We start from the raw sequence: 12,541 nt of genomic DNA on the forward strand, positions 1-12,541 counted from the left end.
CTTACCGTGGTTGTTCCTGTCACTCTAATGGCCGGGAGGCTTGCGAGATTAGAAGAGTGGTTGAATATTGCGAAAAGGTATCCAATTCAAGTGTTGATAATTCATGATAAGCGAGACCTTGCAACTGGTGAGCAATTAGCAACACTTATTCGTCAGCTAAGTACGGAATTCATTGAAGTTATTGAAGGCAATTACGGAAATCCCGGTACGGCAAGAAATCAAGGAATAACTAGGGCGAATGGGAAATGGATTACATTTTGGGATAGCGATGATTCCCCTTTCGTTGAGTCAGTTATGTCCGAAATCGAAACCATCCCCAATTCCATAGAAATAATTGTTGGGAGTTTCAGAAAAGTCGACGAGAACACAGGAGTAATTTCGAATTGGGATAAACCAAGAAATCTTCAAGATATCGCAATGAATCCTGGAGTGTGGAGGATGATTTTTCGAACTTCTTCAATCGAGAGTTTTCGTTTTCCTGGATTGCTCATGGCTGAAGATCAAGTCTTTTTGAGTAAAATTAGAATTGCAGAAAGACGAATTCAATTTACTTCTAGTGAGTTTTACACATACTTTGTAGGAAATTCAACACAGTTGACAAAATCCAAGTTAGCGCTGGCCGACTTGCCGCGAGCCATGCTTGAAATAGGAACTCGAAATTCTCAAGTGAGCAACCACCAGTTGAAGTTTGACATGTTCTTAATTGCAAGACAATTTATTACTTCCTTAAGAAAAGCGACCAAGGAGATTAAGATTGCAGCCATCGTGGCAATCTTAAGAATTGGTAAGGGTAATAGTTTGATTTCAAGTGTTTACTTGACACAATCAGTCATTTATATATTTGCGGGAAAAGCACGGTGGAACAAGCATGAAAAAAGTTAGACTCGTTTCTTTGACCGGTGGGCTAGGTAACCAATTGTTCCAATACGCTGCCGTTCTCTTTGAAAATTCCGAGTTCAATGTACATCTAGTATCTTCACTTGGAAATCCAAGACTTTCAAAGTCCGGAAAGGCCGAAATCTACTCTTTCAAAATCAAAGAAACCGAAGTTTCCACTAGTGCAAGCCGGTTTACGAGAAAAGTTGCAGGTTACTTACTCCGCCAGGGTTTATACACAAGAGGGCTCGAGCGATTGAGAAGTTTTAAAGCGGCAACAATTCTGGCGGGCACAATAATTTTAAGCTTTCACTTCCGGCAGAAAATTAAATTAATAATTGCCAAGGGCGTTGGATTCTCGGAGTTAGGGCAGTCAAATGGAGCCCAACTATTAATTGGTTATTTTCAAACTTACCACTGGGCCTCCGCGCCTCAAGTATTGGAGAAACTGCAAAGTTTAGAGCTAAGCGTGGAATCTACGAAATTGCAACAGTATCGCGATTTAGCATCAGTTGAAAAACCGCTTGTAGTACATGTTCGTCTAGGTGACTACAAGAACGAGAACAATTTTGGAATACCTACTCAAAAGTACTACACCACAGCAATTCAAAAACAGCTGGCGAGCAAAAAGTATGGCGCTATTTGGTTGTTCTCAGATGAATTGGACGAGGCACGGCAGATTCTCCCCCTTGATCTAAACATGGAAATTCGGTTAATTCCTGAAGTCGAGGAATCCGCTGCAGCAACTCTTCAAGTCATGAGACTTGGCTACGGGTATGTAATCGCAAATTCAACCTTTAGCTGGTGGGGTGCCTTCTTATCCTTTAGTAAAGATTCATCAGTCATCGCTCCTTCTCCGTGGTTCAGGAATTCGCCTGAGCCAGCACAATTGATACCGCCTCATTGGACACGTTGCGATGCTGGGTGGTAGTAATTTCGGACGTAGTATTCGTAACATGAATCTATCGCCTAGCGTAATTCGCAAAACTCTTGCAAATTCTGTCTTAGGGCGTTCAATCTCTTTACTAACCCAAAGCGATAGAAGAAAAATCTTGGCCGTCGTGGTACTACAAATATTAATGGCATTGTTAGATTTAATTGGTGTTGCCGTTATCGGTGTGCTGGGTGCCTTGGCTGTAAATGGGGTTCAATCAAAGCAACCAGGTAACAGGGTTAGTGCGGCATTAAACCTGCTAGGTCTGGATGGGTATTCTTTTCAGGAGCAAGCTGCGATTTTAGGCTTAGCCGCTGCAACTATATTAATTGGCCGGACAATTTTTTCAATCATCTTCACAAAACGAACTTTGTTGTTTTTAAGCAGAAGAGGCGCAGTTATTTCCTCTACTTTGATTTCGAGACTTCTTGCCAAATCATTGCTAGCAGTTCAAGAAAGAACTACTCAGCAAACGCTTTACTCTGTAACTCAAGGCGTTAGAGTAATCACGCTTGGAGTCTTGGCATCTGCTGTTTCATTAATTGCAGATGCCGCCATTCTGATAGTAATGGCCGCAGGTCTTTTTGTAGTTGATCCATCGATTGCCATTAGTTCATTTCTAGTATTTGCCCTAATTGGATTTGCACTGTACAAGTTAATGCACGAAAAGGCACGAACTTTAGGAATTCAAGAATCAGAATATACAGTTCAAAGTTCGGAGAAAATCGTAGAGGTCCTAAATTCTTATCGTGAAGCAATCGTTAGAAATCGTAGAGAATTTTATGCCAGAGAAATTGGAAACATCCGGATGCAATTGGCGGATACCCTCGCAGAAGTTTCGTTTTTGCCGAGCGTGAGTAAGTACATTGTTGAAACAACTGTAGTGATAGGCGCGCTGTTGATAAGTGCAGTCCAATTCTATTTACAAGATGCGAGTCACGCAGTGGCAACTCTCGCCGTTTTCTTGGCAGCGGGAAGTAGAATTGCACCAGCCGTATTGCGTGTTCAACAAAGTTCAATCTCTATTCGAGGGTCACTAGGGGCAGCAACTCCGACCTTAGATTTAATTGATTTCCTTGGATCTGAAACTTCACCAGAGCCTGTGAATGATTTTGTAAGTATCGACCATGATGGATTCAATTCAACTGTTGAATTGAATAACGTCTCATTTTCTTACCCTGATGCACACAAGCAGGCGGTTTCAGGTGCGACCCTTCTCGTAAGCGCGGGTCAATCTGTGGCAATCGTCGGCGGTTCTGGTGCAGGAAAAACATCTCTCGTGGATTTGCTTCTGGGTGTCCTGACCGCAGATTCTGGGGAAGTTAAAATTTCGGGATATCCACCACTTGTAACTATAAGTAAATGGCCGGGAGCAATTTCTTATGTTCCTCAAGATGTGGCGATTTCAAACGGAACAGTTCGGGATAACGTAGCACTCGGGTTCTCCAGACAATATGTCGACGATAATTTGGTGTGGGAAGCACTGGAAATTGCCCAGCTGTCTGAACATGTACGCGAGTTGCCAAATGGTCTCGATACCGAGGTTGGGGAAAGAGGTACAAAACTTAGTGGTGGACAAAGACAGAGACTTGGAATAGCCCGAGCTATGTTCACAAGACCCAAGATGCTGGTGCTTGATGAAGCGACAAGTTCGCTAGATGGACAAACTGAGTTTGATATCTCAACAGCAATCTCGAATCTTAGGGGGACAGTTACAGTAATTATGATTGCCCATAGGCTGTCTACCGTGAGGCATGCAGATCAAATCGCCTACCTTCGAGATGGGCAAATTCTCGCCACAGGAACCTTTGACGAGGTAAGAGGCCTGATTCCTGACTTCGACCACCAAGCCGGCCTGATGGGCCTCTAGTCAATTTGTCCGTTTTGTCCCCTTCCCGCGACAATCTAGACTGGGATTCGTAGTAGGGGATAGAGGCAGCGACGGTTGGCTCTGTAAGACCATAACCGGTTAATGAAGGATCAATAAAGTGGCACTTAGCGTATGGACTGTTGCTGAACTGGGGGCTTTTTACACTGAGCACCGTTCAGAGCTACTCGCGCATGCCAATCGCGTATTGAAGGATTCAGCTAAGGCTGAAGAGATCACTCAAGACTCTCTTATTAAGTTCATGCTCGCTGCCCCTGAGCTTGAATCACAGGAGCACGCACTCTCTTATTTGCACCGCACCATTGAAAACCTCTGCATCGACTACTTCCGCATGGAAGGGCGCCGTCCAAACCTTGTGGTTATCGATGATGCCCAGGCTGAAGTTGAGGCTGCATGGCAGGTTTCAGGTGATCATTCAGAAGTTCTTACTCAGGCGGAAGATGCAGCAATTATTCGCCAGGCTTTGGCACTTCTCTCCCCTGCTGAGCGTGCAGCGCTTGTTATGTGGGAGATGGAAGGCCGTTCAACAGAGGAAATCGCAGCGGAGCTTGGAATCAAGGAATCTGCAGTGCGCCACACTGTTTCGCGCGCTCGCACATCTCTTCGCCGCGTACTTTCAGAGCTTGTTATCGATCAAGAGCGTGGCCTTACTGCTCTCGACATGCTTTCAACCACCTATAAGAAGGCATCTGAGCTTGCAGCCAAGTCTTCAAAAGTTGCTCTCTCCCTACTATTAGTAGTGACAGCCTTCCTTGGCTTTAACTCGATGACTGGCCGTGAAGGCGTTCTTCCAACGGTCAGCTCAAACGATTCTTCAGGTGCGGTTGCTGGGTCTAGTTCAACAGACTCACCATCACCAGCTCCATCTATCTCGATGCCAGCCAAGAAGTCATCAACCATGGTTTCTGGCGTATACGTCAAGAGCGCAAAGGCCTACTGGCCTGGCCTTGATAATGAGGGCGTCCCAACAGGATTCACCGTCGCAGGTGAAAATGGTCCAATCGGGAAGATCCGCGTAAACCGCAATACTCCGATTGCGACCGAAGAAGGCACAATTTTGGCCACCCAGGCCATCACATCTGGGGGTGGACCAAACGTGATGATCGATCAGACCATCACAGTCGATGGCAACGGCACAAAGTATGAGGTCGGTTACGTTTCCTTCGGAATCAACGGGAATTGGGCGGTAGCTAACGCTGACGCCACGAGCGTGGATTTTGAGCGTATGTCCAATGGCCAGTACCTTATGACCGTTACAATTTCCCTACTCTCGACCCCAACTTCAGAGTTCGTAATCCCCGTGGGCGACCGCGGCTACGACCTTGTTGGCGCACCTAAGACAATCACGTCTCGTCTCTTGCTCAATGCGAGCAAGACCCAAATTTTGGCTCAGGCGGTACTTGTACCCGGAGCATAATTAAATAAGTTTCTTCACCGCGTCCGGATACACGGTGGAGAATTTGATTCATCAGCACGTGCGATGAATCGAGAGGAGTTGAGAAATCAATTCCAAGCCGACCTACGGAAATTCCGTAGATCGACTATCGAAAGGAAACAAATGTCTACAAAGACAACATTCAAGCGCATCGCGCTTGTAGCTGTTGCTGCGTTGGGCCTCGGAGTTCTCTCTGTTGCACCATCATCAGCGAGCGTTGCGAACTTGTCACTTACAGTGACAAACGGAACAGCAGCTAATGGAAAGTCAGATTCATCAACTGCAGCAACAATTTCTGTTGCGGGACTTGTTGATGTTGGAGCGGGAGATTCAATTACCGTAACATTCATCGCCAAGGACATCACAGCAAATACATCTGCAATTGCACGCATGAGCTATATGGACACAACAACTGGCTCATCATCATCAACTCTCGTTTCAACTAGCCGTGGCGCTTATGCTGCAGCTACAAAGTGGGGAAGCACAAACGGCGTTGAATCCATTACAGCAAGCTCTGCGCCAATGGTTGTATTCTCAGGTTCCGCTGGATACATCGGTGCTAAGTTCGGTGTTCAGCTAGAGTCAAAGACTGCTGGTCTTGATACAGCTGGTGTATTTACATACACCGCTCTTGTATCTTCATACGCTGGTGCGACACTAGTTTCATCAACATCTGCAGACTTCACAATCACAATTGCTGCTCTGGCTTCAGCATCAACAGCTGTTGATGTAAGCCGGACAACTTCATTCATTTGTGCTGGTGACGTTTCAACATGTACTGCAGATGCTGCAGTAACAGGTGAAGCTACAAACAACACAGGCGTCGATGCAACAATTATCTTGAACCAGTACAACGCTTCAGGCGTAGGTACAGCTACAGTTCTTGATTCAGTAACAGCAACTGTCACAGGCGCTGGATTGATCAGCTTCGATGGAACCACTTACGGTAAGTCAGTAAAGATTGCATCTACAGGAAGCCAGCGCATCCGTGTGCTTGCTGATGGAACTGCGGGCGTATCGACTATCGCAATCTCAACACTAAGCGGATACTCAGCATCTAAGTCAGTGACTTTCTACGCTAAGGCTGCAAAGACAATCACAGCTGCTGTTAACAACCCAGTTCTTGCTGTTGGTGCTAACGCAGGTGCAGTTTCAGTAGCAGCAGTTGATGCTAACGGAACTAACTGGACAGGAACTGCATACATCGTTGCTTCAGCAGCAGCAGATGCACTTGTTGCTGGTTCAGCTACAACACCAGTTCAGTGTGCTGCTTGGAACTCAACAGACGGAATCCTCTGCCCAGTAACAGCTATTGCAGCTGGTACAGCAAAGTTCAAGGTCATTGATGCTTCAACAGTTGCTGCAGCTACAGCGACTTCAAACGAAGTTACAGTAACTGTTTCAGCTGCTGCACCAGCGTCTGTAAAGATTGCTTTCGATAAGGCGTCATACGCACCATTCGAGAAGGCACTCATCACAGTGACACCTTTGGATAAGGATGGAAAGACACTTGCAGGCGCAGATCGTCAGAACCTTCTTGCTACAGGTGGTATCACAACAAATATCGCATTTGGTTCACTCAGCGATACTTTGACTGCGACACGCGTAACATCTGTTGCTGCTAACGGCACAGGTGCTACAGCAGGATCACAGACATACGTTGTATACATGCCAGCACAGGGTGATGTAACAATCAAGGCAACAGGTGGAACAGCTCTTCCACTAACAGGCCAGGTTGCAATTTCAGCAACAGCTTCTGTTGTGAACTCATCAGTTGATGCAGCTACAGATGCAGCTAACGAAGCTACAGATGCAGCTAATGCAGCTACAGATGCAGCTCTTGCAGCAGCAGATGCAGCAGATGCAGCAACAGCTGCAGCTCAGGATGCATCAGATGCAGTTGCAGCACTTTCAGCAACTGTTGCTAAGTTGGTCGCAAGCCTCAAGGCTCAGATCACATCATTGACTAACCTAGTCATCAAGATCCAGAAGAAGGTTCGTGCTTAATTAGCCGCCTTTGACTGAAAAGATCAGAACCGAATCCCGGTTCCCCTTCGGGGGAGCCGGGATTCGGCCTTTCTACAGATAGAATTTGTCCATGAGTACTGCGATTAGCGAAAAATTAATAACTAAAATTCTCTCAGTAGGCGCGGCGTTAACTACAATTTTGATTATCAGCGGTTCGGTAACTGATCCAGTTAACACACCAAAATTTGTGGCAATCGGCGTAATAGGCTTGTCCGCCCTGGGTGTCCTGATTTCTTCAGCTACTCGCAACTTGCTTAGGGCGCACAAGCTCACCCTTCTATTTGTATGCCTGTTCATGCTTTCAATGTTGTTCGCACTAATTTCGAGCGATTCCCCGGTCACGCAAAATTTATACGGTAGCTACGGGCGCAACAATGGGTTCCTGACGTACCTGTTCTTGGCTTCTATTTTCTTGTCAGCGTTAATTGTTAGAAGACCATCTAATTTTGAAGCTGTAATTAATGGCCTGCTATTTGCCGGAATCATAAATATCGCATACTGCCTTTGGGTGATTATGTTTGGAGACTTCGTAGGATGGTCTAATCCGTACGGAAACATTCTCGGAACATTGGGTAATCCAAACTTTATTGGATCCTTCCTTGGCATATTCTTTACCGCGTATCTAGCTTTTGCATTGAGATCCTCAGCTCCAAAAATGATGAGATATTCACTTCTTGTAGTTCTCCCAGTTACAGCTTTCGAAATTTATGACTCTCATGCCATTCAAGGACGGGTTGTCGCAGCCCTTGGAGTAGGAATTCTCGGATTTCTCTTCATCCGTTCTCGATTCGGCAATGCAGCAACAATTGGTTATTTGCTGGTGAGTTTTGTGACGGGCTTATTTGCACTCCTAGGAGCCTTACAAATCGGTCCATTAACTAGCTACATTTATAAGACTTCTGTCTCTTTGCGAGGCCAGTACTGGCTTGCAGGCTGGAATACTGGCGAAAGTCATCCAATTACTGGCGTCGGAATGGATTCCTTTGGTGATTGGTATCGACGGTCTCGCGATCTCCATGCGATTGAGCTTCCGGGTGTCAATACAGTGGTCAATGCAGCCCACAATGTTCCACTCGACATGTTTGCCTTTGGTGGGTGGCCGCTATTCCTTACATATCTATCAATTATGGGACTCGCTGGTTTAGCCGCGATAAAAATGATAATTCGAACCAAGGCATACGACCCAATTCTTGCCGTATTGGTGACCGCCTGGGTGGGATATCAAGTGCAATCAATCATTAGCATTAACCAAATCGGGCTTGCGGTCTGGGGATGGTTGCTGAGTGGCTTGCTTATTGCGTATGAGTGTTCAACAAGATCCGAGACTAAAGAATTCAACCAATCAGAAAATCAGGCAAAGAGAAAGACGCAAAGCCAGTCAATCCAACCGCAGATGTTTTTGATTGGGCTCGTTGGGGGGGTTGTTGGATTGCTGATTGCCCTTCCACCTTTTGCGTCAGATGTAAAATGGAGGAGCGCTCAATTGGCGCGAACGGTTCCCGCCATTGAGGAATCCATGCAGGCCAGCTACTTTAACCCTCAGAATTCGACGATGTATGTGAATAATATTCAAACCCTCGAGCAGAGCAATTTATTTAATCTGTCACACAAGTATGCACTTGAAGCTGTGAATTGGAATCCCGAGGCCTTCGACCTTTGGAAAATTCTTTATTTAATCAGGGATTCAACTGCAGAGGAAAAAGCGCTAGCACTTGAGAATATGAAGCGCTTAGATCCACTAAACCCAGATGTAACTTCTATTCAATGAAAGTTGCAATCATTGGACAGGGGTATGTCGGTCTCACAATTTCTGCATTTGCGGGGGAATTCTTTGAAGTAATCGGGTTCGACAATAACCAACGGGTTGTTGATCAGTTAAATTCAGGAATTTCACATATTGAAGGTGTTGAAGGTTCGGTGTTGCAAACTTGGATTAAGGCTGGCAGATACCGCGCTACCACCAATGGGATTGAGATTGCAGATGCTGACCTCGTTGTCATTGCGGTTCCAACGCCACTTACCAAAGATCGCCAACCAGACCTAGCGTTTATTGATGCTGCTTGTAGAACAATTGGTGAAAATGTCACAAAACCAGTTTTGGTAATAAACGAATCGACATCATTTCCTGGGACGCTTCGTAACTACATCAAGCCAGCGATTGAAAAATACTCAAAGAACTTGATTGAACATTTATACGCAATCTCCCCTGAGCGAGTAGATCCAGGTCGTGGGGATTACAACCAAAAGAACACACCTCGTTTATATGCGGGATTAACACCTAAAGCCAATGAGATGACGCTTAAGTTCTATTCCAAGTTCTGCGATGAGTTAGTTGAAGTTTCTTCTCCAGAGGTAGCAGAGGCTGCGAAGCTGTTTGAGAATACATTCCGTCAAGTAAATATTGCCCTCGTGAACGAATTTGCTCAGATTGCTCACTCATTAGGAATCAGCGTTTATGAGACTTTGGATGCAGCAAACACAAAACCTTATGGTTTTATGAAATTTACACCGAGTGCTGGTGTCGGTGGCCACTGCATTCCGGTGGATCCAACATATTTGGCAGCAGTAGCTGAGGAACATGGGGCTCCTGCCACTTTCATTCGTCGAGCAAATGAAGTGAACCTTGAGATGTCGAAATACGTAGTTGATCGAGTTCAAACTGATAACGGTGGATCACTTTCAGGTAAGAGCGTTCTTGTGGTCGGTGTTGCCTATAAGCCGAACGTGGCAGATGTTCGAGAAACTGCCGCAGAGCTCGTCATTGAGCACTTGCGTAAACGTGGCGCGGTCGTCTCTTGGCACGACGATGTAGTCGAAAGCTGGAATGGCGAGTCATCATCGCTTTTGTCAGGGGCGGATATTGCTCTCGTAATAACCAAGCACGATGACGTTAAAGAACGCGATATTTTGGCCAGTGCACCGTATGTATTTGATACGACTGGAAAAGTTGCTGGAGCTAAAGGGCTTTAAGAAAAACTCTTTGCAACGCTATCGATAATTGAATCGAGAGTGTGGGTTGGAGTCCAACCAACCGCTTTCTTGATTTTTGAGACATCTGGCACTCGGCGCTGCATATCTTCAAAGCCTGCAGGGTAAGCATCTGAATATGGGATGAACTTAATTTCTGACTTTGAATTGGTCTGCTTGATGATTTGCTGGGCTAGTTCTTTGATTGTGGTTTCGCCAACGCCACCGACATTAAAGTAGTCACCAATTGTTGTGTCGGAATCGAGTAACGAAAGCACTGCGCGGACGGCATCTTCTACGTGACAGAAAACCCGTGATTGACTGCCGTCGTCGTAGATGGTGATGTCTTCGTTCTTGAGAGCAGATTGAACAAAGCGGGGAACAACCATTCCGTATTGGCCGGTTTGGCGCGGTCCGACGGTGTTGAAAAAGCGGACTGTGGTGACTTTGAGGCCGTGGGTCTTGTGAAGGGTGTGTGCAACAGCTTCTTCTAGTGCCTTTGCGTCGGAGTATGTCCATCGAATCTTTTGTGGGGCGCCGACTACACGATCTGATTCTTCATGAAGAGGTTGGTTTGGGTTCTTGCCGTAGATCTCAGATGTTGATGCTATGAGTAGGCGCTTGTCATGTTTGGTTGCGGCGTTTAGAACTACTTCAGAGCCTGCGAAGTTGCGGTCGATGGATTCGATGGTGTGTTCCATGATGTTCTTAACACCAAGGGCTGCTGCCATGTGAAAGATGGTGTCTGATTCAGAGACCATCTTGTCGACGAGTTCTTTATCGCGGATGTCACCTGCGTGGACAATGATTTTGCCTTCGAGGTGAGTGATGTTCTTCCTTGAGCCAGTGGAAAGGTTGTCGAGGATTGTGACGCTATCGCCACGGGCGATGAGGGCATCGGCGAGGTGAGAGCCAATGAAACCGGCACCACCGGTGATGAAAGCGCGCATGGGCGTGAGTCTATCTTTTATGCTGCTTTGTTAAGTGGTGGCTCGGGTTACTTGCAGGTGGTTCTCAGGAAAGTAGGGGAAGGTTTGGGTATGAAAAGCACTGGGGCCACCTATAAGAAGCACTCATCGGCTGGGGTTGATTGGGCTTCGTGGTTCTTAGGGATTGGCTTGGGGCTGACGTTGGCTCTGCAGGTGACGACGATGAGGAAGAGCGATATCTCATCGGTCTATGCGGTGGTCGCATCTGTATCGCGCTTGGCGGCCCTTACAGGGACTTTCTTTGCGGTGGTGGGCATCTTCTTGATTGCGCGCATTCCGTGGGTTGAACGCGGGGTGGGGCACGATCGATTGGTGACCTGGCATCGAAAGCTGGGGCCATGGAGTTTGTATCTCATTGGGACGCACGTGCTCTTTATCGTGGTGTCATCTGCTGGCCAAGACGGCGTGATGCTGGCTGTCGAGATGTGGCGGATGGTTAATTCGATGGCGTGGATGTGGCCGGCGCTGGCGGGATTTATCTTGATGGTAATGGCGGGAGTGACTTCATATAAGAAGGCGCGAGCGAAGATGAGTTATGAGACATGGTGGATTATCCATATCTATACATACATTGCTATCGCTGTTTCATTTATGCACCAGGTGCTTAATGGTCAGATGTTTGTGGGGCATCCACTTAATCGACTGTACTGGACTTCTTTGTATGTGTTGATGGCAGTCTGTGTTGTCTGCTACCGATTTGGTATTCCACTGTGGCGCTCGCTAGAACTCAATTTAGTTGTGGACAAAGTTGTGGTTGAAGGCCCCGGGGTTATCTCGGTGATCATGAAGGGGCGTAATCTGCATAAGCTTTCGGCTGAGGGTGGACAGTTCTTTGGGTGGCGCTTCTTAATTCGTGGTCACTTCTTGATGTCACACCCCTATTCTCTCTCGGCTGCGCCGACTGAGAATTTCTTACGTGTGACTGTGAAGGATTTGGGTGATCACTCTCGCTCACTTGCATTCTTAAAGCGAGGAACACGAGTATTCGTTGAAGGTCCATACGGTGCATTCACTGCGGGGCGTGCAACAAGACCACATGTGGTGATGGTCGGTGGTGGCGTTGGTATTACGCCGATTCGTGCGCTGATGGATGAGTTTAAGAATGGCGTGCAGCTAGATGTTATCTATCGCGTATCGCGTAAAGAGGATTTAGTGCTGAAGGAAGAACTTGATTACTTACAGGCTAATTCGGGGGGCACGATACGGGTTCATTACTTGGTGGGATCTCGCAACGAACATCCGATGGATGCGAAGGCGCTTGAAGAATTGGTTCCACGGATTGCTGACTCAGATATCTACATCTGTGGCCCTGGGCCGCTTGTAGAGACCGTGAAACAGGCTGCTGAGGACCTAGGAGTGCCTAAGAACCGCTTCCACGATGAAGCTTTTGCCTTCCACTCTGAGTGAGGATTGGTAGATATGAC

At 46.7% G+C, this 12,541-nt stretch carries 9 protein-coding genes; 8 read left to right on the top strand and 1 reads right to left on the bottom strand.

What is annotated here, in order from left to right:
• Positions 1-6 precede the first annotated feature (6 nt).
• The 7 genes from AC8GFK_RS00335 to AC8GFK_RS00365 all read left to right on the top strand — a co-directional run bounded on the left by AC8GFK_RS00335 (position 7) and on the right by AC8GFK_RS00365 (position 10,131).
• The gene (locus AC8GFK_RS00335) at positions 7-882 is read left to right on the top strand and encodes a glycosyltransferase (protein WP_506625258.1); all 876 of its coding nucleotides are present in this window, start codon (positions 7-9) and stop codon (positions 880-882) included.
• Entirely contained in the window at positions 869-1,807 is a 939-nt protein-coding gene (locus AC8GFK_RS00340) for an alpha-1,2-fucosyltransferase (protein ID WP_506625259.1), read from the top strand. Before AC8GFK_RS00335 ends, AC8GFK_RS00340 begins: the two co-directional genes overlap by 14 nt.
• 25 nt (positions 1,808-1,832) lie before the next feature.
• Positions 1,833-3,680 carry an ABC transporter ATP-binding protein gene (locus AC8GFK_RS00345; protein ID WP_506625260.1) on the top strand — a complete coding sequence of 616 codons (1,848 nt, stop codon included), beginning with the start codon at positions 1,833-1,835 and terminating at the stop codon, positions 3,678-3,680.
• A 118-nt stretch (positions 3,681-3,798) separates the two neighbouring features.
• Positions 3,799-5,115, top strand: coding sequence for an RNA polymerase sigma factor (locus AC8GFK_RS00350; RefSeq protein ID WP_506625261.1), 1,317 nt, complete (start codon positions 3,799-3,801; stop codon positions 5,113-5,115).
• Positions 5,116-5,256: 141 nt separating this feature from the next.
• Positions 5,257-7,140: a hypothetical protein gene (locus AC8GFK_RS00355; RefSeq protein ID WP_506625262.1), complete on the top strand. Its 1,884-nt coding sequence runs from the start codon at positions 5,257-5,259 to the stop codon at positions 7,138-7,140.
• 91 nt (positions 7,141-7,231) lie between these two features.
• Positions 7,232-8,929: an O-antigen ligase family protein gene (locus AC8GFK_RS00360; protein WP_506625263.1), complete on the top strand. Its 1,698-nt coding sequence runs from the start codon at positions 7,232-7,234 to the stop codon at positions 8,927-8,929.
• On the top strand, positions 8,926-10,131 hold the full coding sequence (locus AC8GFK_RS00365) for a nucleotide sugar dehydrogenase (protein ID WP_506625264.1): 1,206 nt from the start codon (positions 8,926-8,928) through the stop codon (positions 10,129-10,131). The genes AC8GFK_RS00360 and AC8GFK_RS00365 overlap by 4 nt, the downstream gene beginning before the upstream one ends.
• On the opposite strand, the gene AC8GFK_RS00370 is transcribed toward AC8GFK_RS00365, so the two are convergent.
• Positions 10,128-11,078 (bottom strand): GDP-mannose 4,6-dehydratase, encoded by a 951-nt coding sequence (locus AC8GFK_RS00370; protein WP_506625265.1) that lies wholly within the window; start codon positions 11,076-11,078, stop codon positions 10,128-10,130. The two genes, AC8GFK_RS00365 and AC8GFK_RS00370, sit on opposite strands and share 4 nt — an antisense overlap.
• Positions 11,079-11,168: 90 nt before the next feature.
• On the opposite strand from AC8GFK_RS00370, the gene AC8GFK_RS00375 reads away from it, so the two are divergent.
• Positions 11,169-12,524 (top strand): ferredoxin reductase family protein, encoded by a 1,356-nt coding sequence (locus tag AC8GFK_RS00375; RefSeq protein ID WP_506625266.1) that lies wholly within the window; start codon positions 11,169-11,171, stop codon positions 12,522-12,524.
• Positions 12,525-12,541 lie beyond the last annotated feature (17 nt).

The sequence above is a fragment of the Planktophila turicensis (SeqCode) genome (assembly GCF_965234405.1).
Classification (GTDB): domain Bacteria; phylum Actinomycetota; class Actinomycetes; order Nanopelagicales; family Nanopelagicaceae; genus Planktophila; species Planktophila turicensis.

Bases quoted from the DNA above. Each gene is read 5' to 3' on its own strand.
- AC8GFK_RS00340 (WP_506625259.1), top strand. From the start codon at position 869: ATGAAAAAAGTTAGACTCGTTTCTTTGACCGGTGGGCTAGGTAACCAA.
- AC8GFK_RS00345 (WP_506625260.1), top strand. From the start codon at position 1,833: ATGAATCTATCGCCTAGCGTAATTCGCAAAACTCTTGCAAATTCTGTC.
- AC8GFK_RS00355 (WP_506625262.1), top strand. From the start codon at position 5,257: ATGTCTACAAAGACAACATTCAAGCGCATCGCGCTTGTAGCTGTTGCT.
- AC8GFK_RS00360 (WP_506625263.1), top strand. From the start codon at position 7,232: ATGAGTACTGCGATTAGCGAAAAATTAATAACTAAAATTCTCTCAGTA.
- AC8GFK_RS00365 (WP_506625264.1), top strand. From the start codon at position 8,926: ATGAAAGTTGCAATCATTGGACAGGGGTATGTCGGTCTCACAATTTCT.
- AC8GFK_RS00370 (WP_506625265.1), bottom strand. From the start codon at position 11,078: ATGCGCGCTTTCATCACCGGTGGTGCCGGTTTCATTGGCTCTCACCTC.
- AC8GFK_RS00375 (WP_506625266.1), top strand. From the start codon at position 11,169: ATGAAAAGCACTGGGGCCACCTATAAGAAGCACTCATCGGCTGGGGTT.